Origin of the sequence: Roseibium sp. Sym1, assembly GCF_027359675.1 — a bacterium.
Lineage (GTDB): Bacteria > Pseudomonadota > Alphaproteobacteria > Rhizobiales > Stappiaceae > Roseibium.
Map to the genome: position 1 here is coordinate 5103030 of NZ_CP114786.1, position 25682 is coordinate 5128711.

Consider the following 25682-nt stretch of genomic DNA (forward strand, 5'->3'; position numbering starts at 1 on the left):
AAACTCCTAGGGTTCGGTCCAGGTTCGGTGTGAAACGTATCAGTTGACGGGTCGTGCCCGATTGCGCAGTGGTTCGGCAACCGGCTTGGGCACGAAGGCGGAGATTTCCCCGCCCATTTTTGCGATCTGGCGCACCAACGTGGCGGTGATGTGGCGCACATTCGGGGACGCAGGCAGAAACACGGTCCGGATATCCGGCTCCAGCGTTCCGTTCATGCCGGCCATCTGCATTTCGTAGTCGAGATCCGTGCCGTCCCGCAGACCGCGGACAAGATAGGCCGCCCCTTGGCTTCGGGCGGTGTTGATGACCAGATCGTCAAAGGCGATCACGTCGATCCGTTCAGCTTCCTGCGGTGTGAATTCCGCCTTGGCCGAAGCGTGGATCAGCTCAACCCGTTCCTCGAACGAAAACAGCGGATTCTTCCCGGGATGAATTCCGATCGCGACCACCACCATGTCGGCCAGCGCGAGTGACTGGCGTAAAATGTCCATGTGGCCGTTGGTAACGGGGTCGAAGGATCCCGGGTAAAGCGCAATACGAGTCATGGCTCCTTCCTTACTCTGCCTGACATGAGCGAACAAGGGAAAGCCGACCCATTCCGCCTATCTGCCAATAACTGACAAGATGTGACGGCCGTCACATCTCTCTTTTCAGCAATGTTCCAAGGTGGATCCATCGAAATCAAATGGCGTGAGCAGGAGCCAGTACCATGAGGAGCACTACCAATACCCCCCGGACCGCACCGAAAAGCGCGGCGCAGCCGTTTTCCTTTCGTGCGAAGGCCGTCGATCCGGCCGTCCATGTCAAGATGGCCGCTGTCTTCGTGCTGGCCCTCCTGACAATGATTGCAGCGGGCGTCATGACCATGCACCCGAGCAACGCTTCCCAGGCCGAGGACCTGACCAACCCGGCAACACAGGGTCTGACAGCGACCAAGAGCGACCGGGTAGCCGTCTCGCAGAGCAATGACAGGTGCAAATCCCAGGCATGGGGTGCCTGGAGCGAGGATTGCGCGGCATCCCTGACCGGCGCGGCCCGTGTCCGCAACGTGTCCTTCGTTACCGTTCAGACCTCGAAGCCAAGCGTCAATGAAACCATCCTGGCCCGGTACCCGACGGCCAACTAGGTTCTTTTCAAAAGACCCTCCTCCCCGTAACGGCAAACAGCGGCTCAGGTTTCACCCTGGCCGCTGTTGTCGTTTTGCAGAGGTGTTTTTCCGGATCAGCTTTCCGGAGTGTCGTCCCCGTCATCCGCGGGCGGGGTGTCCGGAGCTCCGCCTTCGGCAGATCCCTCGCCGCCTTCCACCGCTTCACCGTCCACGGCGAGATCCTCTTCCTCATCCACTTCCGAGATGCCTTCGACGGCGACGACCTTTTCGTCGGCGGCCGTCTTGAAGACGATCACGCCCTGGGTCGCGCGGCCCGCGATGCGGATGCCGTCGACCGGACAGCGGATCAACTGGCCGCCATTCGTCACCAGCATGATCTGGTAGCTGTCCTCGACCGGGAACGAAGCCACCAGCCCGCCATTGCGGTTGTTGACGGCCATGGCGGTGATGCCCTTGCCGCCGCGACCGGTGACCCGGTATTCGAAGGACGAGGTCCTCTTGCCGTAGCCGTTTTCCGAGATCGTCAGGATGATCTGTTCCGCGGCGCTCATCTGGGCGTAGCGTTCCTGAGGCAGGTCGCCGGCAACCACACCGTCTTCATCCGGCCCGTTGCCATTTTCGTCGGCTTCACCGCGCATGGCCCGCGACAGCTTCAGATATGCGGCTCGCTCCTCCGCATCGACATCGATGTGATGCAGGATCTGCATGGAAATGACCCGATCGTCATCGGCGAGCCGGATGCCGCGCACGCCGACGGAGTTACGGCCGGCAAAGACACGTACGTCTGTTGCCGGGAACCGGATGCATTGGCCGAAATTGGTGGTCAGCATGACGTCGTCATGTTCGGAACAGGTGTCGACACCGACAATGCCGTCGCCCTCTTCCAGTTTCATGGCGATCTTGCCGTTCCGGTTGATGTTGACGAAGTCGGACAGCTTGTTCCGGCGCACCGTGCCGCGCACGGTCGCGAACATGACGTCGAGATCTGCCCAGCTGTCCTCATCCTCCGGCAATGGCAGGATGGATGTGATCTGTTCGCCCTGTTCCAGCGGCAGCAGGTTGATCAGGGCCTTGCCGCGCGAGGTCGGACCACCCAGGGGCAGACGCCAGACCTTCATCTTGTAGCAGATGCCGCGCGACGAGAAGAAAAGGACCGGCGTATGGGTGTTGGCCACGAACAGCCGGGTGACGAAATCCTCTTCCTTGGTGGCCATGCCTGAGCGGCCCTTGCCACCGCGGCGCTGTGCCCGGTAGGTGGCGAGCGGTACGCGCTTGATGTAGCCGCCATGGGACACGGTCACCACCATGTCCTCGCGCTGGATCAGGTCTTCCTCGTCGAAATCCGGGCCGCCCTCGATGATTTCCGTTCTGCGCGGCGTCGCGAATTCTTCCTTGATCTCCAGCATCTCGTCGCGGACGATTTCCTGGATGCGCGCCCGGGAGCGCAGGATGTCGAGAAAATCGGAAATTTCCGCGCCGATCTTGTTGAGTTCTTCCTCGATCTCGTCCCGGCCCATGGCCGTCAGGCGCTGCAGGCGCAGGTCGAGAATGGCGCGGGCCTGTTCTTCGGACAGCTTGTAGGTGCCGTCCTCCTGGACCATGTGGCGCGGGTCGTCGATCAGGCGGATCAGCGCCTCGACATCCTGGGCCGGCCAGTTGCGTTCCATCAGCTGCGCCCGGGCCGTTGCGGGATCCGGCGCACCGCGGATCAGCTTGATGACCTCGTCGATATTGGCGACGGCAATGCCGAGACCGACCAGGATGTGGGCCCGGTCACGCGCCTTTTTCAGGAGGTAGCGCGTGCGCCGCTGGATCACTTCCTCGCGGAAGGAAACGAAAGCGCGCAGCATGTCGGACAGGTTCATCTGTTCCGGCTTGCCGCCGTTGAGCGCAACCATGTTGCAACCGAACGAGGTCTGCAGCTGGCTGAAACGATAGAGCTGGTTCAGGATGACGTCCGGGACGGCGTCACGCTTCAGTTCGATCACCACCCGCATGCCGGAGCGATCGCTTTCATCGCGAATGTCGGAAATGCCCTCGATGCGCTTGTCGCGCACCAGTTCGGCGATTTTCTCGATCATCGTGGACTTGTTGACCTGATACGGGATCTCGGTGACGATCAGCGCGTTCCGGTCCTTGCGGACTTCCTCGATGTCGACCTTTGCCCGCATGACAACCGAGCCGCGCCCGCTTTCAAACGCGCTGCGGATCCCGGCCCTGCCGAGGATCATGCCTCCGGTCGGGAAGTCCGGCCCGGGGACGATCTGCATCAGTTCTTCGAGCGACATCGCCGGGTTTTCCATCATGGCGATGGCGGCGTCGATCACTTCGCCCAGGTTATGGGGCGGAATGTTGGTGGCCATGCCCACGGCGATGCCGCCGGCGCCGTTGACCAGCAGGTTCGGGAACTTCGCCGGCAGGACGACCGGCTCGCTCTCGGAGTTGTCGTAGTTCTCCTGGAAGTCGACGGTTTCCTTGTCGATATCATCCAGAAGCTTGTGGGCGACCTTTTCGAGACGGCATTCCGTGTAGCGCATGGCCGCGGCCGGGTCGCCGTCGACGGAGCCAAAATTGCCCTGACCGTCGATGAGCGGAAGGCGCAGCGAGAAGTTCTGCGCCATGCGCACGAGCGCGTCGTAGATCGCGCTGTCGCCATGCGGGTGGTATTTACCCATGACATCGCCGACCACACGGGCCGACTTGCGGTAGGGCTTGTTCCACTCGTAGCCGTTCTCGTGCATCGAATACAGGATGCGCCGGTGAACCGGTTTCAGTCCGTCTCGTACGTCGGGCAGCGCGCGGGACACGATCACGCTCATGGCGTAATCGAGATAGCTGCGCTTCATTTCATCGACGATGGAGACCGGTTTGATGTCCGACGGAAGGCCGTCTGCGGGGGTGCTGTTGTCCTGGTCAGCCAAGGATGACACTCATTTCATTGTTATTGCTGTGCCTTTTATATCCGATTCAGTGCACCCGTCCAAATCTGGAGCGCTTTTTCGCCATAGTAAAAGGGACATGAAAACAATGGGTTGCAAGGAGTATGCACAGGCTGGAAAAATGATTTTTGGAGGACGTCTCGAAGCAACCGGCAAACCTCTATAGTAAGCCCTCGAACGCGCCTGAAAAACCGCTCCGGGAACCCGAGATGCTCGACTATTACATCAACGCTTTTGCGACCCTATTCGTGACCATCGATCCGGTCGGCCTGGCGCCGATGTTCCTGGCCGTTACGGCGGGAATGAGCAAGCACGACCGGCGCAAGGTTGCCATCCGGGCGACCTTGACGGCGGCGGGCATCCTGCTTGTTTTCTATGCTTCGGGGCAGACCGTCCTCAACGTCCTGGGCATCTCGGTGTCCGCCTTCCGGGTTGCTGGCGGTATTCTCCTGTTCCTGATCGCGATCGAGATGATCTTCGGCAAACGCCAGGAGCGCAAGACGGAAACCGCCGAAAAGGCGGTGGAGTCCGAAGCTCATCACGGCACGATCAACGAGCTTGCGATCTTTCCGCTTGCAATTCCCCTCATTTCCGGTCCCGCCGCCATATCCGCGATCATCCTCCTGTCCGGCCAGGCACCGGACACGCTGACCTATGCCGGTCTCGGCGGGGTGATCGCAATTATTCTGTTGAGCTGCATGGGCGCGTTCCTGCTGGCCGACAAGATCGAGCGTCTACTGGGGGACACCGCGCAGCTGGTGATCACCCGTCTGCTCGGTGTGCTGCTGGCGGCTCTTTCGGTGCAGTTCGTCGCCGATGGCGTGCTGGCCTTCATCCGCGCATGAAACGGGATCACTTCTGAAGTTTCAGCCGGTATTCCTGCGCTGAAACGCCGTGCACGCTGTCACGGGCGCGGATGATCACCTCGCTCACGTCCGCAGGTATGTCGACGCCGGAAAGGGATCGGGTGAAGGGTTGCTCGTTTACGTGCGGATGCAGCAGGACGCGCTCACCGAGCATTGTTCCGTCCGCGGAAAACACCTGCCAGAGATCTGCGTAATGATCCCAGCCGGTGTCGCCGTGTTTCAAGGTGACCGAAAAAGTCCAGCTGTTCCCGGAGTGACTTGCCGTCGCGGCGACTATATCGACAGTATCGGCCTGGACCGAACCGACGCCATTTCCCAAAACAACGAACAGCGCACCAGCAAGCGTTGCCGTGACCTTCCGCATCCCTGCCCTCCGTGACCGTGTACTCCAACCATCCTAGAAAGCCCGAGCAGCTTGAACAAAGTCACGAATGCGTCATAGGCTCCGGCGACATGAACATGAAACGCACATCTCGGGGGCTCCAATGGCCGGACATGGTTCCAGGAAAGTGATTTTTGCGGCGCTGGCCGGCAATTCTCTGATCGCCGTCACAAAATTCGCCGCAGCCGCCTATACGGGCTCCTCGGCGATGCTGTCCGAGGGCATCCACTCCCTTGTCGATACCGGCAACCAGGGCCTCCTGCTCTATGGTTTGAAGAAGTCGAAACAGCCCGCCGACAAGCGGCATCCGTTCGGTTATGGCGCGGAACTCTATTTCTGGTCCTTTGTCGTCGCGATCCTGATCTTCGCCGTCGGCGCGGGTGTGTCGCTTTATGAAGGCATTCAGAAAGTCCTGCATCCGCACCCGGTCACGGACCCGGTCGTTGCCTATGTCGTTCTCGCGCTTGCCATGGTTTTCGAAGCCGTGGCCTGGTGGGTTGCCTACAGGGAATTCAATCAAGTGCGCGGCAAGAAATCGATTATCGCAGCCGTCCGGGACAGCAAGGATCCGACGGTCTTTACGGTCCTGTTCGAGGACAGCGCCGCAATGCTCGGTCTCGTCGTCGCCTTTGCGGGACTGCTCGGCGTGCAATATCTCGGTTTGCCTTGGCTGGACGGTGCCGCGTCAATCGCCATCGGCATCATTCTGGGCGGGACGGCCGCATTGCTCGCCTATGAAACCAAGGGGCTGCTTATCGGCGAAGGTGCGTCCCCCGAAGTGCTTGCAAAGATCGGATCGATCATCGATGCGACGCCTGCCATCAGGAACCTCAACGAAATCCGGACGTTGCATCGCGGGCCGCAGGACATTCTGCTGGCTCTTTCCGTCGACTTCATCGACGAAGTCACTGCGGGAACAGTCGAAGAGACCATCTATTCCCTCGAGCGGACCATCAAGATGGAGATGCCGGCGGTGACACGGCTGTTCATTGAGGTGCAGGCGCAGGAACATCACGAGGAAATGCTGGCAGAGGAACAGGCGGCAAAGGAACCCGGCTCGGATTGATGCCTCATCCCGCCTGCTGCAGGTGACTGTCTCGTTTGAACCCCTTGGGCCAAAGGGATTTCTTGTCGTTTCCCCACTTTGCCAGGGCCCGGATGACGGGCTCGAGGGAGGCGCCGAGTGCCGTCAGGCGGTATTCCACCTTCGGCGGCACGACCGGGTAGACCGTCCGGTTGATCAGACCATCCGTTTCCATGGCCCTGAGCTGCGCGGTGAGCACACGCTGCGTAATATCCGGAAGCGCCTTCTGGAATTCGTTGAACCGCATCACATCGTTTTCCAGCAGCAGAAACAGGATAACGCCCTTCCACTTGCCGTCGATCAGGCTGAGTGATGCTTCGACCGCGCATCCCGGATGACACCCGTAGGTATCCTTCTTCGGTCGAGCCTTCTTACCGGTATCCATTTTGTTCCTATGGTTCCAATTTGTGTGTAAGTGCCAAAAATGTGCATTCTTGCGCCATGCGATTTTATGGTCAAATTGGGCGGTACGCAATTCAGGAGGTTTTCACATGCGTACCATCGGCTATAACGAACCACATCCGCTCAGCGATGCCAGTGCCCTTGTCGATCTCGACCTGCCCCGCCCGGTTCCATCCGGACGCGATCTCCTGGTGGAGATCAAGGCAATTGCAGTCAATCCGGTCGATACGAAGGTGCGCGAGTCCCGGCCCGGGCAGAACGGCCAGCCCGTCGTGCTCGGTTATGATGCCGCCGGCGTCGTTGCCGAAGTCGGCCCGGACGTGAGCGGGTTCGGGGTCGGCGACGAGGTCTATTATGCCGGCGATATCACCCGAGCAGGGACAAACTCCGAATATCATCTGGTCGACGAACGTATTGTCGGCCGCAAGCCCAAGAGCCTCGACTTTTCCGAAGCCGCGGCGTTGCCCTTGACGGCCATCACCGCCTGGGAAGCGCTTTTCGACCGGCTCAAGGTCAAGGATCCGGTCCCTTCCGGCACCGGGACACTGCTGATCATCGGCGGTTCCGGCGGCGTCGGCTCGATCGCCGTGCAACTTGCCCGCCAGCTCACCGGCATGACCGTGATCGCCACGGCCTCGCGGCCCGAAAGCCGGGCCTGGGTGACGGAACTCGGCGCACATCACGTGCTGGACCATTCCAGGCCGATGGCCCCACAGGTCGAGGCACTTGGGCTCGACGCTCCTGGTTATGTGTTTTCAACCACCCATACGGACCAGCACCTTATGGATATCGCCGAACTGATCGCGCCACAGGGGCGTTTCCTGCTGATCGACGACCCGGGCGAGCTCGGCATCATGCCGTTCAAGACGAAGGCGGTTTCCATTCACTGGGAAATGATGTTCACAAGGTCCATGTTCCAGACACCGGACATTGACGAGCAGCGCAAGCTCCTCAACGAGGTTGCCGATCTCGTGGATGCGGGCCGCGTCAGGACAACCTTGTCCGAAACGATCGAACCGATCAATGCCGCCAATCTGCGCCTGGCGCACGCGAAGATCGAAAGCAACAAGACCATCGGCAAGATCGTGCTTTCAGGTTTCTGACAAAACCACGACCCCGCTACCCGGGCTTGCATACGCCCACCGGCATCGCCATGCTGCCAGCGGAGGATGGTGATGCCGGAACGCAAGACGGAAGACATTCGGGCCACATTGCTGGCGCTCAAGGCGGAACTGGAAGACCTGAGCGAGATTTCAGGCGAAGCCCGTGCGACCGTTGAACTCGACCAGCAATCCGTCGGCCGGCTGTCGCGCATGGACGCGCTCCAGGGACAGGCCATGGCCCAGGCTTCCGAACGCCAGCGACGGGCGACCATCCAGCGCATCGATGCGGCCCTGTCCAGGCTGGACAGCGGCGATTACGGATATTGTGTCGAATGCGGAGAGGAAATCAGTTCAAAGCGGCTCGAAGTCGACCCGGCGGCCGCCTTCTGCATCTCGTGTGCCCGTTAACCCCCTGATACGTGGCGTCGCAGACCCGTCAGGAACGCCTCGACTTGCCTTCTCGTATCGGCGAGCGGGAAGGTCGCCAGGTTCTGTTCTGTCCATTGCGTGCCCGGAGCAAGAATGCTCTTCAACCTGTCGGCGTGCCGCAATTCGTCATCATCAAGAGGCAGGTTCCCGGCGGCATCCAGCAGGAGCAGCTGTTCATGGATCTGGCGCAACACCGACAGGGCGGCTCCCATGCGTTCCGTCAAAGCGGCGTCGTCACGCCAGCTTCTCCCGTTGAACACCTCCTGGGTGACGACCTGTCCTGCACCATGGCAGTCGTAGGTGATGCACCCCCGGAAACCGAGACGATCCCGGTCGGCGAAGACACGGCATGCGCCGCAATCGTCGAGGTTGGGGCAGACTTCCCCGGCGGCCTTGTCGATGGCAAAGGACTCGGACTTGTCGAAAGCAAAGACCACGCAGCATAACGAAGCGCATTTCGAGCAGTCAGGGCACAAATCAACGGACAATTCGGTTCTCTTCTCGTTCACCAAGCCTCATGCATCAAAGTCCTGTCGCCTCAGTTTGCGGGCATCACGAATTACGCCGTTTGTAGAGCGCCCGACACCAGGGAAAAAATATATCCAGGATCTCGAAATCATGGTTCAACAGGAAGTTCGTTATCCAGGTAAATGTTTGCTGCCTGTGCTTTCCTCTTTCATATCCGCCGTCAACTGCAATGAACTCGATGTCTTTCAACACTCCTTCGCTGCCTCTCAATATTTCCGGTTCGAACCCTTCCGCCTCCAGCTTGAGCAACTTGATCTTTTCCAATCCAAGCTCTCGGCATAAGTCGTCCAGCCTGACAACCTCTACGTCCAGAACCTCGGAATAGGACGGTGGTTCAATCAGGCTTGAATCGCCTTTGTCCGTGCAAACGTAAAACGGTAGCGTTCGATTGTAGTCGCCAAGCGCCTTGTTGACGAGTTGGCAGGTTTTCGGGTCAAGGTTTTCGACCAGGATTTCAAAATCCTCAGGATTTGGTTCAATCCCGACGTAACGAACACCAGGTGATCTTTTGAAGAGTTCCAGGGTTAGATCCCCGTAATTGGCTCCACAGTCGACAACGACATCACCTTCGTGAAATTTCACGTTATCCAGGCAATAACTGGAAAAGAGAAACTTACCGCGCGTGTCCAACCCGTTGGCATACAGCCAATATCCGCGACGTTTATTTGCAAAGAAGCGCTGAACACTCCCTTCCCTGGCGCAAAAACGTTCAGTTTTGTGGTCGTAGGAAAATCGTACCTTGCCACCATGCAGCTGAACGACGAAGTTCTCAAAAATGCATGACAGTCTGGGCGTTGAAAGACTTGAATAGTGATATTTGTCTGCAATCAGACAGAAGACATGTCGAAACAGCTTAAAGGCGGGCATCTTCACGACCGCTTCCCGGGATCAGTTAAGGCTCATTTCTAAGAGCCTCTCAGTTACCCCGGATCTTTTCAATGTCCGATAGCGCATGGTGAAACAAGGCCAATCATGAGGCCGCATCCAGGAAGGGGCTGGACATCAAGATTGGTCCGATCGTAGGGACGCGCAGGCCGCAAGTCGGTCATTCAGCAACCGGCGCGTGCCCACACCGGTTATCCGGGCGCCCACCTATTCCCATTCGATGGTGCCCGGAGGCTTCGAGGTGATGTCGTAAGTGACCCGGTTGATCCCCTGGACCTCGTTGATGATGCGGGTCGCCGTTTCGCCGAGGAAATCGTGGCTGAAGGGGAAATAGTCCGCGGTCATGCCGTCCACGGAAGTGACGGCCCTCAAGGCACAGGCATAGTCGTATGTGCGGCCGTCGCCCATGACACCGACCGTGCGCACCGGCAGGATGGCCACGAAGGCCTGCCAGATGTCGTCGTAAAGACCGTGTCTGCGGATCTGGTCGATATAGACGGCATCGGCCTTGCGCAGAATCTCCAGCTTGTGTCGGGTGATTTCACCCGGGCAGCGGATGGCAAGACCCGGTCCCGGAAACGGGTGACGGCCGATGAAGCTGTCCGGCAGGCCAAGTTCGCGGCCGAGCGCCCTCACCTCGTCCTTGAAGAGTTCGCGCAGCGGTTCGACCAGTTTCAGCCCCATCTTTTCCGGCAGGCCGCCGACATTGTGGTGAGACTTGATGGTCACCGACGGGCCTCCCGAGAAGCTGACGCTTTCGATCACGTCCGGATAGAGCGTGCCTTGCGCCAGGAACTCGGCGCCGTCGATCTCGTTGGCATGTTTCTGGAAGACGTCGATGAACAGCCTGCCGATGATCTTGCGCTTGGTCTCCGGGTCGGACACACCGTCCAGTTCTCCCAGGAAGAGGCCGGATTCGTCGGCATGGATCAGCGGGATGTTGTAGTGGTCCCGGAACATGGAAACGACTTCATCGGCCTCGTTGAGACGCAACAGCCCGTGGTCGACGAATACGCAGGTCAGCTGGTCGCCAATGGCCTCGTGGATCAGGACGGCGGCGACCGAACTGTCGACGCCGCCCGACAAACCGCAGATAACCTTCCTGTCGCCGACCTGTTCACGGATCTTGGCAATGGCGTCGTCCTTGTAGGCGCCCATTGTCCAGTCACCGGTGAAACCGGCCAGCCGCACGAAGTTTTCATAAAGCTTCTTGCCGTTCGGCGTGTGATGCACTTCCGGATGGAACTGGACCGCGTAGAAATTGCGCTCCGGGTCGGCCGTGATGGCATAGGGAGCGTTCGGGGACGTGCCAAATACCTCGAACCCGGGAGCGAGCCGGCTGACATGGTCGCCGTGGCTCATCCAGACCTGTTCCCGGCCGTCGGCGAACCAGCCCTCGAGGATTTCGAGTTTCGCGTCCGCCGGTGTCACGAAAGCCCGGCCGAATTCGGCCGTACCGCCACCGCCCGAGATCTTGCCGCCTTCGACCTGGCCGCCCAGCTGCTGCATCATCACCTGCTGGCCGTAGCAGATGCCGAGAATGGGAATGCCCAGCTTGTAGACGCTTTCCGGTGGCCGCGGCGAACCGTCCCGCGTGACCGAATCCGGTCCGCCGGAAAAGATCACGGCCCTTGGTGCAAACTCCGACAGAAACGCATCCGTCACATTCTGATAGGGATGAATTTCGCAATAGACATTGAGCTCGCGCAGGCGCCGCGCGATCAGCTGCGTCACCTGGGAACCGAAGTCGATAATGAGAAGACGTTGATGCTGGGTCATGGCCAGCTTCTAACCGGTCTTTTGCGCAAAATGAACCCGAATTTCACACCCCTTGCGATCCCTCACAGGATTTTCCGGCCAGGCGCCTTTCTGGCGCCGCAAACTGGGGCAAGTTCTGCGGCGAACAATTCGGCGGACAAGCTGTGTACGGTTGAACTTCCCTTTTGACCCGAGTCTTCCCGCTCCTTACCTTAATGAGACACCGTGTGCTTCGTCCGGTCTTCGGACAAAGCGATTGCCCGGTGGTTTTAGGATACCCGAACCTGATGACCGCAGCTGCCCGTGAAGTGTTTGAAGAAGCCGTTGCCCTTGAAACCGAGGGGCAGATGGACAAGGCGCTCGTGTCCTATCTGAAAGCCCAGGAGCTGTCTCCCGAAGACACCGAGATAGCCTACAGGACAGCGTCCGCGTTGCTGCAGACCGGTTATCTCGAAGAAGCCCAGTCGCAACTTCGCAGGATTGTCTTTACCGAACCGGACCACTTGCAGGCGCGTGCAAGCCTCGGCAATTGCCAGCTTCTTCAGGGGGACACCGAAAACGCACGTCAAAACTTCTGTGAGGTTCTCGACAGGGCTCCCGACAATCGCAACGCCCTGTTCGGCCTTGCGAGCGTACTCCTCAAGGAAGGCAAGGCAGATGAGGCGGCCGTGCCGGCAAAATGTCTCGTCGAGCTGCTGCCGGACAGCGCCGCCGTCCTGACACTCTTTGCCGATACGCAGGCGAACACGGACCAGAAGGCGGCGGCGATCGCGGCCTATCGCAAGGCACTGAAGAAAGATCCGGACTACGGCCCGGCACTCATCGGTTTGTCCCAGACGCTTTTGCTGCGCAAGCGCTATGACGAGGTCATCGAGTTGACCATACGGGCCAGCGAAAACGCTCCCGCCGATCCCCTGCCCCTGGAACTTCTTTCGGATGCCCTTCTGGGAAAAGGGGCGCTGGACGATGCGCGCGAGGCAGCCGAAGCGGCGCTGAAGCTCGATGCGAAGTCACCGTCGGCGCTGGTTCGGCTCAGCACCCTGTGCCGCAAGCAGTCAGATCACAAGAACGCGCTTAAATTTGCCCTTGCGGCCCACGATCGGGACAAGACGGCCAGGGAGCCGTTCAATGCTCTCGGTGCAGCCCTGGCCGCGCTCAAGTTTCAGAACCAGGCACGTTCGGTGCTGACGGGCATGTCTGCCGGAAACGGCCTGGAACCCCCGATCCGGCAGTTGATCGAGGACCTTGCCAAAGCGGACGACCATGACCCGGACCGCGCGCCGCAACCGGAAAGTTCGCCGGCGGCGGAACCGTCAGGAAACTCCGCTCAGGAGCCGCAAAAGGCGGCCGCAACCGGAAACGACCCGCTCCCCAACGTTCTCGGCCTTCGCCGTCAGGATCACACCTGACTGGCGCCTGTGCCGCAGATCAGCCGGTGCGTTGAAAGAGCGAAATGAAGAAACCGTCTGTCGCCGTCGAGGCGGGCGTGAGCAAAATGTCCCCCCTTTCCGAGACGTAGCGCGGCGCTTTTGCGTCAGGAAGGGTTTCCTGCCAGACCTCAAGCGCGGAGATCGGTTGGAAGTCGGGATTTTTTTCCAGGAACCAGGCTGCCTGGTCCTGATTTTCTTCCGGCAACACCGAACAGGTCGCATAAGCGAGGCGCCCGCCTGGCTTCACATACCTGCGGGCATTGTCCAGAACGTGATGCTGGTCCTCGATGCGGTCTTCCAGGGCCTTTTCGGTGAGCCGCCATTTCGAATCCGGCCTCCTGCGCCAGACACCGGTGCCAGTGCACGGCGCGTCGATGAAGACAAGGTCCATCTGCCCTTCAAGGTCTTCCAGGCTTGAACTGGCCGGATCGCGCACCTGAATGTTGCGCGCGCCCGCCCGCTGGAGACGCTCGTGAATGGGAGCCAGACGCAGGCGGTCGGCGTCATAGGCGTAGAGCTGGCCCTTGTTCTGCATGGCCGCCGCAAAGGCGAGCGTCTTGCCGCCACCACCGGCGCAATAATCAAGCACCTGGTCTCCGGGTTTTGCCTGCGCCAGGTGAGCGGCCAGCTGACTGGCTTCGTCCTGGAGTTCGAACCAGCCCTTGCGATAGCCTTCCTCCGCCTGGACGTGCGGCATGCGTCCCAGGCCGGGCTTGGCCTCGATCCGCAGCCCGACGGGCGACAGTGGTGTGGCGAGCGCGCCGGTATGGGCAAGCCGCTTGAGCATCTTTTCCCGGTCCGACTTGAGCGTGTTGGTTCTCAGATCCACCGGGGCCCTTGTGGCGAGCGCCCTGCCCTCCTCGACGGCTTCGCCGCCAAAGACAGCCTGAAACCGGCCCCAGAGCCAGTCCGGGACGTCCGCCATCTGGGCCGGAGTGAGAACCGGCGGCTCGGCGGTGGTGAGGCAGGTTGTTTCCCTGTCGGACAGGGCTTCCGGCGCGTGCCGGTCCTCTTCCAGCACGGCAACGAGCGCTTCGAGGCCCTTTGCCCAAGTCAGGCAATAGGTTGCCAGCGCAAGTGCGCGCGGCGACCCGTCCCCCAGCCGTGCGGCAAGCGAGGCCTTGTTGCGCAGGGCATCGAAAACCAGATTGCCGATGACCGTGCGGTCTCCGGACCCGGCAAAGCGGTGCGACGCCCCCCAGTCCCTCAAGGCGATCTGCACCGGACGGTGACGTGTTTCCACTTCTGTCAGGACTTCGATTGCCGCCGCAAGGCGTCCGCCGTCTTTCATGCTGTTCCTTTGCAGGCTTGCGGGTCTTCGACCGCCAGAGCCTGTTTAGACGTTTGAGGGATAGTTCGGGCTTTCCCGCGTGATCGTAACGTCATGGGCATGGCTTTCGCGCAGGCCCGCGCCGGAAATCTGAACAAACCGCGCCTTTTCCTGAAAATCAGCGATCGTCTTGCCGCCGACATAGCCCATGGCGGCCCGGAGACCGCCGGCCAGCTGGTGCAGCACGCTGCTGAGCGCGCCCTTGTAGGGCACCTGACCCTCGATACCTTCCGGCACCAGCTTGAGACTGTCGCGCACCTCGGCCTGGAAATAGCGGTCGGCGGACCCGCGTGCCATGGCACCGACGGACCCCATGCCGCGATAGGACTTGTAGGACCGTCCCTGGTGCAGATAGACCTCGCCCGGGCTTTCCTCTGTGCCGGCAAGGAGTGAGCCGACCATGACGGACCCCGCGCCGGCCGCAATCGCCTTGGCCAGATCGCCGGAATACTTGATGCCGCCGTCGGCGACGACCGGAACACCGTGCTTGTCGGCCTCATTGACCGATTCCATGATGGCAGTCAGCTGGGGCATGCCGACACCGGCGACGATGCGCGTGGTGCAGATCGAGCCCGGTCCGATGCCGACCTTGACGGCATCCGCGCCGGCATCGATCAGCGCCTTGGTGGCCTCGGAGGTCGCGACGTTGCCGGCCAGGACCTGCACGGAATTGGACAATTTCTTGACCCGGGTGACCATGTCCAGGACCTTCTGGGAGTGCCCGTGCGCCGTGTCGACCACCACCATGTCGACGCCCGCATCGACCAGACGTTCGGCGCGGGAAAAGCCTTCTTCGCCAACGCTGGTGGCCGCCGCGACCCGCAGGCGACCCTGGGGATCCTTGGAGGCGTTGGGGTTGAGCTGCGCCTTTTCCATGTCCTTGACGGTGATGAGGCCGATGCAATTTCGGTTCTCGTCGACAACGAGGAGCTTTTCAATGCGATTGTGATGCAGCAGGCGCTTGGCGTCGTCCTGGCTGACATTCTCGCTGACGGTGACCAGGTTGTCCTTGGTCATCAGCTCATGGATCTTCTGGTCCGGATTGGAAGCAAACCGGACATCGCGGTTGGTCAGGATTCCGACCAGCTTGCCGGCGACCTGTGCGCCGGAACCGGCATTTTCAACGACCGGAACGCCGGAGATGCCGTGGCGCTTCATAAGGTCGAGCGCGTCCTGCAGGGTCGCGTCGGGGCCGATGACCAGCGGATTCACAACCATGCCGGATTCGAATTTCTTGACCATGCGGACCTCTTCGGCCTGCTGGTCCAGCGACAGGTTGCGGTGAATAACACCGATGCCGCCGGCCTGCGCCATGGCGATGGCGAGCCGACCTTCGGTGACGGTGTCCATGGCGGAAGACAGGATCGGAATATTGAGTTCCAGCTCCCTGGTCACACGGGTCTTGAGATCTACCTCGCCGGGCATGACCTCCGAGTGTCCTGGAATCAGCAAAACATCGTCGAATGTCAGGGCTTGCTGTCCGGTCGACGGGACAAAAAAGGATGCCATGGCCAATTCCCCTTTGAATAAATAGCTGAAACGCCGGCCTTTCGAGGAAGGTCAGCGTTTTTCGAGTCGCTTCGGCTGTGCCGGAGAAGTTGGCGCGGGTCAATAACACGCAGGTGACAGAATGAAAAGGGGTTTGCGCAGGGCCGGCTGCAATAGCACGCTCGCGCCCTGTGCCTCAGTCCCCCTCGGGTCAGTCGTTTTGAAGGTCGCTGCCGCGAAAGCCCTTGGCAATCACGTAGAGTTCCGGGCTTTCCTTGCGGCTGGCCGGCGGCTTGAGATGCGACACGGACTTGAATTCCTGCTTCAGGTCCTGAAGCAGGGCGTTTTCCGTACCGCCGCGGAACACCTTGGCCAGGAAGGATCCGCCCGGAACGAGATTGCGCCGCGCAAAGTCAATCGCGATCTCGAACAGGTGAGTCGTGCGCAGGTGATCCGTCTGCTTGTGGCCCGTGGTCGGGGCCGCCATGTCGGACAGCACGACGTCGGGGCGGTGGCCGCCAAGAGCTTCCATCAGCGCGTCCGGCGCGTCATCATCCAGGAAATCCTTCTTGAGGAACGTCGTGCCGCGGACATGATCCATGTCGAGATAGTCGATGCCGACCACCTTGGGGGCATCGACGCTGGACTGGACCCGATCGACGGCAACCTGGCACCAGCCGCCGGGGGCGCAACCAAGATCGACCACCCGGTATCCCGGTTTCAGAAGCTTGTGCTTGTCGTCGATCTCGATGAGCTTGTAGGCCGCGCGTGAACGATAGCCGTCGGCCTGGGCCCTGCGCACATACGGATCGTTCAACTGGCGTTGCAGCCAGCGGGTGGACGATTCCCGGCGACCGGCCGCGGTCTTGACCTTGACGTGAAGACCGCGGTCTCCCGTTCCCTTTTTTCCTCGGCTCATGATCCGTTCCTCTGGCGGCCTCGATTGTGCCTGTGGCCGGATCTCCGATTCGACCAGACACCGTCGGCAGCCATCAATTCTGTCAAAATACCCTCGCGCAGCCCACGGTCCGCGACCCTGAGGCGGGAGCAGGTCCAGCGCCGCCGGATGGCTTCCAGGATGGCGCAGCCTGCCAGAACGAGATCGGCGCGATCCGCTCCGATGCAGGGATTTTCCACACGCGCCTCATACGGCATGTCGCGCAGCTGATCAATCATGCGCGCAACGTCGACGTCCTCCAGCCAGGTGCCGTCGACGCGGCGCCGGTCATACCGCTGCAGGCCGAGATGCACCCCCGCCAGGGTCGTGACCGTGCCCGATGTTCCGAGCATGTGCACCCGTCCGGACCCGATAGCTTCCGTCAGATTGTCGGCCAGGCTGAAGGCGGCAAGGTGATCGCCTGCATCCTCGACCATGGATTCGAAAATATCGGGGGTGACATGGACGCCCCCGTGGCGTTCCGCCAGATTGACGACGCCCACGGGCAATGAAATCCACGAACGGATGAAACGCGTCAGGGCATAGCCACGGGCGCCGCATCGGTTGCGCAGGTCCAGCCAGACGATCTCGGAGGATCCGCCGCCGATGTCGAACAGGATGACACCGTCCGCCTCGTGATCCACCAGCGAGGCGCATCCGGCGACGGCCAGCCGTGCCTCGGTTTCCCGGTTGACCACCTCCAGCGCAAGCCCGGTTTCGGACCTGACCCGGTTGATGAATTCCTCGCCGTTCTCGGCTGCCCGGCAGGCCTCCGTCGCAATCAGCCGGGACCGGCCGACGCCCCGGTCCGCCAGCTTGCGGTGACATTGTGCAAGCGCATCGATGGCACGTTCCATCGCAGCATCGCTCAGGCGGCGGTTCGAGCCGACACCTTCGCCAAGCCGGACGATCCGGGAATAGGCGTCGACGACCCGGAACCCGCGCTCTTCCGGGCGCGCGATCAGCAAACGGCAGTTGTTGGTGCCAAGATCGAGCGCGGCGTAAAGCGGTGCATTCGCGCGAGAACCGTTGATCCTGGGCCTGTGGTGGTGGCCCGGGCGCTCTGCGCGTGGCCGATCGCCCTGTCCGGCCGGTTGCTGACCTTCGGATTTCTTGTGCTGACGGCCCGGGGCCGGAACCCGGTCCACGGCCCTGGCGGTCTTTTCACCGTTCTCCGGCACCTTGGTGCCCGTGCTGGCAAGGTTGCCGTTCGCACCGGCCTGCCGGCGCCGCCGGCCACGCCTGCGCGCCGCTTTCTTGCCCTTGGCGCTTGTCAGTGCGTCGACCTGTCCGGCACCGTCCGCGCCGGGTTGCTGCGCCGAAGACACCGCGGACTGAGAATCGCCTGCCGGACGGGACCGGCCGCGCCTGCGCTTCTTGCGTCCCTTTCCGGGGGCGGGCTGCTGGTCTTTCGGGCGCGGAGATTCATCCGGTGCCTGCGAGGCGGTCTGCCTCCGGGCGCCGGTGTCGACGGGTCCGTTCTCAGCCTGGACCGGGACCGGTCCGTTGGTCGGAGGCACTCCGGCCGCGCCATTTGAAACGGGGGCCGGTATGTTGCCTTTCGAACCTTTGCCAGACCGGCGCTTGCGCCGCCGTCTGCCGGGTCCCTTGGACTCGCCTGGAGTCCCGCTGGAAACGGACGCGTCAGCGGTACGTCGCCCGTCTTCGGGCGGTTCCTGACCTGACTGAGTCACGTTTATGCCTTTCAGATCCCCGCTGCAGCCGGCCTTTTTCAAGGGGCGCGGACGGGAACTGCGTCTGTCGTTGACAAAACTGTAACAGGAAGACCCGCGCGGGAAAAGCACCGCGTGTTACGAAAGCCGCCTGAGCAAACGCGGGTTCGTCCACAGCCGGCGGATTTCACAAAAAAGTCGGACACGGGTCTTGCATTCCCGATTATGATGGATGTATATGCGGCACACCAATCGCGGCGGACATCTTCGTTCAGCACCAAAGCGCGATCGGCGGCTCCACCAGCGAGCTCAAGTTGGGGAATAGGTTAACGGTAGACCCGCGGACTCTGACTCCGTTAGTCCTGGTTCGAATCCAGGTTCCCCAGCCAACTTTTTCACAATTCTGTCAGTGCTGTTCGCCAAAGCATTTGCGAATAAACCAAACAGCATTCTTGCGCGTTTGTTGCGCCCATATCCGGCGAATGCCCGCGAATCTCCACGTCATCCCGCTTTTCCGTGCAACATAGACGCACCAGTCACGCAGCGCGGAACGTCCCGACGCGAAGGAGGCGCTTACATTTGGCAAGTGCCGCGATTTGGCCGATGGCAGCAATCTATATTTGAAACAGCACCCCTTCAGTTGGAATTTTGAGAAACGAGGACGCGCCGTCCGTCAGCGTCCTGAGCAATGAAGCGCAGAAAACCGTTGCGATTGGTGATGTCTGAAATGATTGTGACGCCCGCAGCAGCTAATCGGTTCCGACAGTCCTTCAGATCCTCAACTTCGAAACCCAGCAGGACCCCGTCCCCGTACACTTTCTCAGCCGGGTAGATCTCGAGCGCGAGCCCGGCTGTTTCGCTCGCCAAATGAAGCGGCCCGCTCCCGTGTCGTTCTTCTACGAAGTCGAGCCCCAGCGGGCGGTAGAACGATGCAGTGACTTCGATGTCGCGGGCGTGAAGAGTAATGAAACTCAGTGGCATGTTGTCTCCTCAGATCGGATTAACGCTGCCGTCACCCGCGAGAAAGAGCAAGATCGCCGAAGGCATCGGCGCCGTGGAGACAATGGCGGCCGCCAGACTAGGCGATACCCCAGGATCAAAACAACCCGGTAGTGCTCGAAGTATGAAGGGAGCGGAGAACTGCCCAGGAAAGACTGCAGCGACGGCGATTCTATGGCCCTGTTCCTGAAACGGCGCGGTGTCACGACTGGAGGAAAAGATCAGCGGCAGAACGCGGCTTAAAGTCAGGCCACCCACAGGCAATAGCAACACTGCACTTACATTGCCGCGCAGACGAGACTTGAGCTGAGCGCTACTGCCGGATGCACTCTGACATTTCCAAACAGTCGGCTGAATCGGCGGAACAGCAGCGCTCCGAGGTAATGTCCTACACGACGACAAACCTTCTAATCAACACCTGATTGATTTGTACACCCGGATCTCAAGGGGCGTCTGCCCCCCTATTCACCAGGGTTGTCCACCACCATATTCTTGTGCCTTTGCAGCCGTCGGAACCCCATGGACAGGTGGGCCCTGCGGATCAGGGCTGCGGCCCGCACATCGTCCGTGGCAACGGCATTGGTGATTTCGTCGACTTCGTCGCAGAACATTTCGACCTCCTTCACGAGGTCCCGGTCCGGAATAAGCGTCAACCAGATCCGGCAGGTCTGGTAGAACAGTTTTTCCGCGACATCGTGCAATGGCCTGTTTTCACTCAGGAGCTGGAAAATGTGAAAGAAGTCGATATTCAGCCGGGCAAAGCCCTGGCGGCTGGGGGACTGCCGCAGGCCGTCGGCGCGAAGACGGATCTTGCCGAAGGCCTGCAGCAAGACACCGTCAACTACGGCCGGTGACAGTTTGCCGGTCAACTCGTTGAGTTCCATGCGCAACTGGTAGACCTGGTCGAGTTCGTCCAGGTCGACATCGGTCACCAGCGTACCGACCCCCTGTTGAGATTGCAGGAGACCGTCGGCTTCCAGGATCTGCAGCGCCTTGCGCAAGGGGGATCGGCTGATGCCGAATTCCGCCGCCAGCGCCTCTTCACTCAGTTGCGTGCCGGGCGGATAGACCAGCACGCAGATGCGGTCACGCAGAACGGAATAGAGTATCTGGAAACGTTCCTGGGCATTGGCGGCCTGCTCAAGCTGGCCTGCGACATCGTCGGTATCTATGTCGGGCAAGTCTGTCATGCCGGCTGCACCAGCGTCCTTTCCAGTCCCGTCAGCATGCCCAGACATTTTTCCAGCTGTTCGACGGAAACGAATTCATCCGGCTGGTGCGCCTGGGCGATGGATCCCGGCCCGCAGACAACCACCGACATGCCAAGCGACTGGAACAGGCCGGCCTCGGTCCCGAAGGCGACGACATCACACAGATTGGCCCCCGTCAGCGCGCTCACGATATCCCGCGCCTCGTTCTGGTTCATGACCGCAAGTCCGGCGACCTCGCCGATCACCTCGGTGACAATGTCCGCGTCCGGATAGACGGCACGCATATTCGGCAGAAGAACATCCTGACAGTAGCTTTCCAGGGCCGCCTTGACTGCACGGGCATCCTCATCTCGCACCGGGCGCATTTCCCAGTCCACCGAACAGTGCCGGGCAATGACGTTGCGTGCCAGGCCACCGTCTATGCGGCCGGTTTGCAGGGTTGTCCACGGAGGTGAGAAGCACGCGCTGTCCGCACCCGCCTTTTGCTGCATCTCCTCGGCAAGTTCGAGCATTTTGTTGATGAAACGGGCGGCCACGTGAATGGCGTTGACCCCCTTGTCGGGCTCCGATCCGTGACCATCGGTGCCGTGGAAGGACGTCGTATATTCGTAGCAGCCCTTGTGGCCCTCTATCACTCGCATTTCGGTGGGCTCGCCAATGATGGCAACCGAGGGCCTCAGATCCGTCTCACCGAGTTCCTCCACCAGGTGCCGGGCACCGAAGCAACCGACTTCCTCGTCGTAGGTCAGCGCAAAATGAAGCGGCCTCCTGAGGTCCAGCGCCGCGTATTCGGGCGCTTTCGCAAGCATGGCGGCGATGAAACCCTTCATGTCGCAGGTGCCCCGGCCGTAAAGCCGGCCGTCGGACTGCCGCATCCGGAAGGGATCACTGGTCCATTCGCTGGCATCGGCGGGCACCACATCCGAGTGTCCCGACAGGACCACCCCACCCGAGGTCTCCGGTCCGAGCGTTGCGAACAGGTTGGCCTTTGTTCCGGTCCGGTCCCTGGAGACCTTCAGCCGGGCACCGCAATCCGCCAGCAGTTCTGCGGAATAGTTGATCAGGTCGATATTGCTGTCGGCGGAAACCGTCGGAAAGCCGACCAGCTTTTCCAGGATCGTTTCGGTCCGGTCGAGGAGATGCAGCGGTCCCATGGGTGCCTCAGGTCTTCACGAAGAGTTCGCGCGGACGGTTGCACAGGCATTCGGCCCGGCTGCCGTCGCGGATCAGGATGCTTTCGGTGATTTCCAGGCCCCAGCCGTCCATCCAGAGACCCGGCATGAAATGGAACGTCATGCCCGGTTGCAGCTCCGTCGTGTCCTCGTCACGGATCGAAATGGTGCGCTCGCCCCAGTCCGGAGGATAGGAAATTCCGATCGGATATCCGGCACGCGCGCCTCGTTCAATCCCGGCCGCTTCCAGAGGCTTGGCGAGTGCCCGGGCGATGTCGCCGGCGGTGTTGCCCGGCCGCGCCGCCTCGAGGCCCGCCTCCAGCCCCTCGACCAGCGCCTTTTCGGCGTCAAGTATGTATTGCGGAGGTTTTCCGAGAAAGACGGTCCGGCAAAACGGGGCGTGATAACGCCGGAAACAGCCGGAAAGTTCAAAGAAGGTCGCCTCGCCCTCCTGCATGAAGCGGCCGTCCCACGTCAGGTGCGGCGCGGAGGCATCGGCGCCGCTTGGCAGCAGCGGAACGATGGCAGGATAGTCTCCCCAGGCGTCATCGAGACCGCGAATGGCATCCGCATAGATTTCGGCAACAAGATCCGCCTTGCGCATACCGGGCGTTACCCGTTCGAACACACCGTCCATGATCTTCTGCGATATGCGCGCCGCCTTGCGCATAAAGACGAGTTCCTCGTCGGACTTCACGGCGCGTTGCCAGTTGACCAGGCTTGTCGCATCCAGGAATTCCGCGTTCGGCAACTCTTCGCACAGGGTGAGATAGGCCTTGGCCGAAAAATAGTAATTCTCCAGTTCTACGCCGATACGCTTGCCGGCATAGCCCTTGGATGACAGCAGTCGCGCAAGATCCTGCATCGGGTGGCGATGGGAGGACTGGATGAAATTGTCGGCATAGGCGCAGACCCGGTCATCGGACATCCAGACGGTCCGCCGGGCCCCATTTGCGTCCTGGCGCCGTCCCCACCAGATCGGGTCTTCATCCAGGAAGACAATGACCCCCTGATGCACATAGAAGGACCAGCCGTCATACCCCGTGGACCAGGCCATGTTCGAGGGGTCTTCAAGAAACAGGACATCCAGTCCGCGTGCGCTCATCTCATCGCGGATCAGGCCGAGCCGGCGGTCATACTCGGCGCGTGTGAACGGTAAATCCAAACCAGGCATGCTCGCTCCTCTTTGCCATATTTGTATACAAATGACATCATCTTCAGGGGATCTTGCAAGAAAAATCTTCGTTGTTGACGAGTCAAATGAACGTCACTAGCCTATTTGTACACAATTGAGCGATGCAGCAGAGATGCGCGGATCGATTGGAATCGCCGCCAGGTTGCGGACCGAAAGGACATTCATGAAACTCTCGCTCGCGGACATCCTGGCGGCGCAGAAGGCGATTTCCGGCAAAGTGACCAGAACGCCGCTGGTGCCGTCCCTTCACTTGAGTTCGGTGGCAGGCGTGCCGTTTTTCCTGAAGATGGAAACGATGCAGCCGACGGGTGCCTTCAAACTGAGGGGCGCCACCAATGCGGCCCTGAACGTTCCCGATGGTACCATTACGCTGACCTGCTGCTCGACGGGCAATCATGGCCGAGGCGTCGCCTATGCGGCGCGCGAGCTGGGTCTGAAGGCGGTCATCTGCATGTCCTCGCTTGTGCCACAGACCAAGGTCGACGGCATCCGGGCTCTTGGCGCCGAGGCGCGCATTGTCGGCACCAGTCAGGACGACGCGCTGGCCGAATGCCAGAAACTGGCGCAGGCAGATGGCATCGCGGAGATCTCGCCGTTCGACGATCCTTACGTGATTGCGGGCCAGGGCACGATCGGGCTCGAGATTCTCGAGGAATTGCCCGGTCTGCAGACCCTGCTCGTGCCGTTGTCCGGGGGCGGTCTGGCGGCAGGTGTGGCTCTTGCCGCCAAAACCATCAATCCGAAGATACGAGTGGTCGGTCTGACCATGGATCGTGGCGCCGCGATGAAGGCATCGATGGATGCCGGGCACCCCGTAGAGGTGCAGGAAGTTGCCAGTCTTGCCGATTCCCTTGGCGGCGGCATCGGGCTCGACAACAAGCTGTCCTTCCAGATGTGCAGCGATCTTCTCGACGAGGTGATCCTGGTCACGGAAGAAGAAATCTACCGTGCGATGCAGGTGCTCTACTACGAAGACAGCCACATTGCCGAAGGAGCGTGCGTTGTCGGCATCGCCGCCTGCCTCGCCGGAAAACTGACCGGGCTGGACGGACCTGTTGCCACGATCATCACAGGCCGTAATGTGGACATGGGCCAGTTCACGAAAGTCGTCACCGGCCAGGACATCATGCTCGGCGACTATCACCTGAAGGGAACCTCCTATGGCGCATGAGATCAAGCTTGTGACCGAGGCGGAGCTGCGCCGGACGGTGCATCTCGATCTGGAGGTCATAGACTGTGTCGAGGAAGCCTTTGCAAAACTGGCCACCGGCAAGGTCGTTATGCCCCCGGTCCTGTCCATGGCGTTGCCGGAGGCCAACGCGGAAGTTGACGTCAAGACCGCCTATGTACCGGGCCTGGAAGGATTCGCACTGAAGGTGTCGCCCGGGTTCTTCAACAACCCTTCACTCGGCCTGCCGAGCCTCAACGGCCTGATGGTTCTGCTTTCGTCAACAACCGGCCTGGTCGATGCGGTCTTTCTTGACAACGGCTACCTGACGGACGTGCGAACGGCCGCCGCCGGAGCTGTTTCCGCCAGGCACCTTGCACGGCAGGACGTCGATACGATCGGTATCCTCGGCACCGGTGTCCAGGCGAAATTGCAGCTGATCGCGGCGGCAAAGGTGCGCCCCGCCGCAAGGGCCCTGATCTGGGGGCGCGACGGCGACAAGGCCGGTCTGTTGGCCGCGGAGATGAAAACGACTCTCGGGATCGACGTTGCCGCCTGCCCGGAACCGGCGGACCTGGTTGCGCAAAGCCAGCTCGTCATCACCACGACACCGGCAAGGGACCCGGTCCTGAGCGCCGACTGGCTGCATCCCGGTCTCCACATTACGGCCATGGGCTCGGACCAGGAAGACAAGAACGAACTGGATCCCAAGATCCTCGCTGTTGCGGATGCCATTATCTGTGACCGGATCAGCCAGTGCGAAAAGATGGGGGAATTGCGCAGTGCCCTGGAGACGGGCCTCCTCGCAGGCACCGGGAATGTCCGGGAACTCGGCGACGTGATTTCCGGCGCCTCGGCCGGGCGGCAGTCCGACGATGACATTACGGTCTGTGACCTGACCGGAACCGGGGTTCAGGATACGGCGATTGCCACCCTGGCGCTCGGCAAGGTCCGGCGGGCGAACGCCGGCACCACCGTTCTCGCCTGACAGAGAAGGTCTTCATGCTGAAACTCGACAAGCGAGACCTGGAAATCCTGAATGTTCTGGCCCGGGAAGGACGAATCTCGAAAGCGGATCTCGCCAAACGTATCAACCTAAGCCCGAGCCCCTGCTGGAAGCGGTTGGAACGGCTGGAAAAGGCTGGTGTCATCCAGGGATATTCGGCCGACATTTCCCTCAGAAACCTGGCGCCCCATGTGACGGTCTTCGTCACAATCGAGCTTGAACATCACCGTGCCGAATATTTCCAGAAATTCGAGCGGGTGATCCGGGATTGCGACGAAGTCGTTTCCTGCTGGGCAATCGGTGGCGGGCTCGACTACCTGCTGCAGATCGTTGCCCGGGACATCGATACCTACCAGCGGTTCATTGACGGGCTGCTCGACCGGGAGCTCAGCGTGGTTCGTTACTTCACCTATGTGGTGACCAAGCCGGTGAAACAGAGCGCAGCCCCTCCCCTGGAAAACCTGATGGCCGGCTTCCTGGGAACGGAACCCGACGAAGACGGCATGGATTAGGAACGATTGCCGTCTTCATCCAGGGAAGTTTGGTCATTTCGTTCCCCGCATCGCCCCTAGGCTAGAGCCCAGACAA

Annotated in this window: 24 protein-coding genes and 1 tRNA gene; 10 read left to right on the forward strand and 15 right to left on the reverse strand. The window is 60.9% G+C overall.

What is annotated here, in order from left to right; all coding sequences use genetic code 11:
- Positions 1-39: 39 nt before the first annotated feature.
- Entirely contained in the window at positions 40-546 is a 507-nt protein-coding gene (gene coaD, locus O6760_RS23780; protein ID WP_269582137.1) for a pantetheine-phosphate adenylyltransferase, read from the reverse strand.
- A gap of 164 nt (positions 547-710) precedes the next feature.
- Between coaD and O6760_RS23785 the strand changes: the two genes are divergently transcribed.
- A complete protein-coding gene (locus O6760_RS23785) occupies positions 711-1127 on the forward strand; it encodes a phosphopantetheine adenylyltransferase (RefSeq protein WP_269582138.1) in 417 nt (138 codons plus the stop codon).
- A gap of 95 nt (positions 1128-1222) precedes the next feature.
- Here the strand turns inward: O6760_RS23785 and gyrA are convergent, their stop codons facing one another.
- Positions 1223-3955 carry a DNA gyrase subunit A gene (gene gyrA / locus O6760_RS23790; protein WP_269586343.1) on the reverse strand — a complete coding sequence of 911 codons (2733 nt, stop codon included), beginning with the start codon at positions 3953-3955 and terminating at the stop codon, positions 1223-1225.
- A gap of 302 nt (positions 3956-4257) precedes the next feature.
- Between gyrA and O6760_RS23795 the strand changes: the two genes are divergently transcribed.
- Complete coding sequence (locus O6760_RS23795) at positions 4258-4893, forward strand: MarC family protein (protein ID WP_269582139.1); 636 nt, start codon at positions 4258-4260, stop codon at positions 4891-4893.
- Positions 4894-4900: 7 nt separating this feature from the next.
- Here O6760_RS23795 and O6760_RS23800 read toward each other — a convergent pair whose 3' ends face one another.
- Positions 4901-5278, reverse strand: coding sequence for a hypothetical protein (locus tag O6760_RS23800; protein WP_269582140.1), 378 nt, complete (start codon positions 5276-5278; stop codon positions 4901-4903).
- Positions 5279-5399: 121 nt separating this feature from the next.
- On the opposite strand from O6760_RS23800, the gene O6760_RS23805 reads away from it, so the two are divergent.
- Complete coding sequence (locus O6760_RS23805) at positions 5400-6362, forward strand: cation diffusion facilitator family transporter (RefSeq protein ID WP_269582141.1); 963 nt, start codon at positions 5400-5402, stop codon at positions 6360-6362.
- A 4-nt stretch (positions 6363-6366) separates the two neighbouring features.
- Here O6760_RS23805 and O6760_RS23810 read toward each other — a convergent pair whose 3' ends face one another.
- Positions 6367-6765 carry a winged helix-turn-helix transcriptional regulator gene (locus tag O6760_RS23810; RefSeq protein WP_269582142.1) on the reverse strand — a complete coding sequence of 133 codons (399 nt, stop codon included), beginning with the start codon at positions 6763-6765 and terminating at the stop codon, positions 6367-6369.
- 106 nt (positions 6766-6871) lie between these two features.
- Here O6760_RS23810 and O6760_RS23815 point away from each other — a divergent pair, with 106 nt between their 5' ends.
- The gene (locus O6760_RS23815; RefSeq protein ID WP_269582143.1) at positions 6872-7885 is read left to right on the forward strand and encodes a zinc-binding alcohol dehydrogenase family protein; all 1014 of its coding nucleotides are present in this window, start codon (positions 6872-6874) and stop codon (positions 7883-7885) included.
- Between the two features lie 66 nt (positions 7886-7951).
- Positions 7952-8293: a TraR/DksA family transcriptional regulator gene (locus tag O6760_RS23820; RefSeq protein ID WP_442969824.1), complete on the forward strand. Its 342-nt coding sequence runs from the start codon at positions 7952-7954 to the stop codon at positions 8291-8293.
- Here the strand turns inward: O6760_RS23820 and O6760_RS23825 are convergent.
- From O6760_RS23825 to guaA, 3 genes are all read right to left on the reverse strand, one after another.
- Entirely contained in the window at positions 8290-8802 is a 513-nt protein-coding gene (locus O6760_RS23825) for a hypothetical protein (protein ID WP_269582145.1), read from the reverse strand. The genes O6760_RS23820 and O6760_RS23825 overlap by 4 nt on opposite strands.
- A 64-nt stretch (positions 8803-8866) precedes the next feature.
- Positions 8867-9709 carry an FkbM family methyltransferase gene (locus O6760_RS23830; RefSeq protein ID WP_269586344.1) on the reverse strand — a complete coding sequence of 281 codons (843 nt, stop codon included), beginning with the start codon at positions 9707-9709 and terminating at the stop codon, positions 8867-8869.
- Between the two features lie 225 nt (positions 9710-9934).
- A complete protein-coding gene (gene guaA / locus O6760_RS23835) occupies positions 9935-11506 on the reverse strand; it encodes a glutamine-hydrolyzing GMP synthase (protein ID WP_269582146.1) in 1572 nt (523 codons plus the stop codon).
- A 266-nt stretch (positions 11507-11772) separates the two neighbouring features.
- Here guaA and O6760_RS23840 point away from each other — a divergent pair, with 266 nt between their 5' ends.
- Positions 11773-12894 carry a tetratricopeptide repeat protein gene (locus O6760_RS23840; protein WP_269582147.1) on the forward strand — a complete coding sequence of 374 codons (1122 nt, stop codon included), beginning with the start codon at positions 11773-11775 and terminating at the stop codon, positions 12892-12894.
- 19 nt (positions 12895-12913) lie between these two features.
- On the opposite strand, the gene O6760_RS23845 is transcribed toward O6760_RS23840, so the two are convergent.
- From O6760_RS23845 to O6760_RS23860, 4 genes are all read right to left on the reverse strand, one after another.
- Positions 12914-14206, reverse strand: coding sequence for an RsmB/NOP family class I SAM-dependent RNA methyltransferase (locus tag O6760_RS23845; RefSeq protein ID WP_269582148.1), 1293 nt, complete (start codon positions 14204-14206; stop codon positions 12914-12916).
- 45 nt (positions 14207-14251) lie between these two features.
- Entirely contained in the window at positions 14252-15754 is a 1503-nt protein-coding gene (gene guaB, locus O6760_RS23850) for an IMP dehydrogenase (RefSeq protein ID WP_269582149.1), read from the reverse strand.
- 190 nt (positions 15755-15944) lie between these two features.
- The gene (locus tag O6760_RS23855) at positions 15945-16652 is read right to left on the reverse strand and encodes an RlmE family RNA methyltransferase (RefSeq protein ID WP_269582150.1); all 708 of its coding nucleotides are present in this window, start codon (positions 16650-16652) and stop codon (positions 15945-15947) included.
- Positions 16649-18190 carry a Ppx/GppA phosphatase family protein gene (locus O6760_RS23860; protein WP_269582151.1) on the reverse strand — a complete coding sequence of 514 codons (1542 nt, stop codon included), beginning with the start codon at positions 18188-18190 and terminating at the stop codon, positions 16649-16651. Before O6760_RS23860 ends, O6760_RS23855 begins: the two co-directional genes overlap by 4 nt.
- A gap of 468 nt (positions 18191-18658) precedes the next feature.
- On the opposite strand from O6760_RS23860, the gene O6760_RS23865 reads away from it, so the two are divergent.
- Positions 18659-18732, forward strand: a tRNA-Gln gene (locus tag O6760_RS23865).
- Positions 18733-18979: 247 nt separating this feature from the next.
- On the opposite strand, the gene O6760_RS23870 is transcribed toward O6760_RS23865, so the two are convergent.
- The 4 genes from O6760_RS23870 to O6760_RS23885 form a co-directional block, all read right to left on the reverse strand.
- Positions 18980-19324 carry a VOC family protein gene (locus tag O6760_RS23870; RefSeq protein ID WP_269582152.1) on the reverse strand — a complete coding sequence of 115 codons (345 nt, stop codon included), beginning with the start codon at positions 19322-19324 and terminating at the stop codon, positions 18980-18982.
- A gap of 479 nt (positions 19325-19803) precedes the next feature.
- Positions 19804-20532 (reverse strand): GntR family transcriptional regulator, encoded by a 729-nt coding sequence (locus O6760_RS23875; protein ID WP_269582153.1) that lies wholly within the window; start codon positions 20530-20532, stop codon positions 19804-19806.
- Complete coding sequence (argE, locus tag O6760_RS23880) at positions 20529-21707, reverse strand: acetylornithine deacetylase (RefSeq protein WP_269582154.1); 1179 nt, start codon at positions 21705-21707, stop codon at positions 20529-20531. The genes O6760_RS23875 and argE overlap by 4 nt, the downstream gene beginning before the upstream one ends.
- Positions 21708-21714: 7 nt before the next feature.
- Positions 21715-22899 (reverse strand): M24 family metallopeptidase, encoded by a 1185-nt coding sequence (locus tag O6760_RS23885; protein WP_269582155.1) that lies wholly within the window; start codon positions 22897-22899, stop codon positions 21715-21717.
- Between the two features lie 184 nt (positions 22900-23083).
- Here O6760_RS23885 and eutB point away from each other — a divergent pair, with 184 nt between their 5' ends.
- Genes eutB through O6760_RS23900 form a run of 3 tightly spaced genes read left to right on the forward strand, consistent with a single transcriptional unit; the run spans position 23084 to position 25606 of the window.
- The gene (eutB, locus tag O6760_RS23890; RefSeq protein ID WP_269582156.1) at positions 23084-24091 is read left to right on the forward strand and encodes a hydroxyectoine utilization dehydratase EutB; all 1008 of its coding nucleotides are present in this window, start codon (positions 23084-23086) and stop codon (positions 24089-24091) included.
- Positions 24081-25076 carry a cyclodeaminase gene (locus O6760_RS23895; protein ID WP_269582157.1) on the forward strand — a complete coding sequence of 332 codons (996 nt, stop codon included), beginning with the start codon at positions 24081-24083 and terminating at the stop codon, positions 25074-25076. The genes eutB and O6760_RS23895 overlap by 11 nt, the downstream gene beginning before the upstream one ends.
- Positions 25077-25090: 14 nt before the next feature.
- Complete coding sequence (locus O6760_RS23900) at positions 25091-25606, forward strand: Lrp/AsnC family transcriptional regulator (RefSeq protein ID WP_269582158.1); 516 nt, start codon at positions 25091-25093, stop codon at positions 25604-25606.
- The last annotated feature ends 76 nt before the right edge of the window (positions 25607-25682 follow it).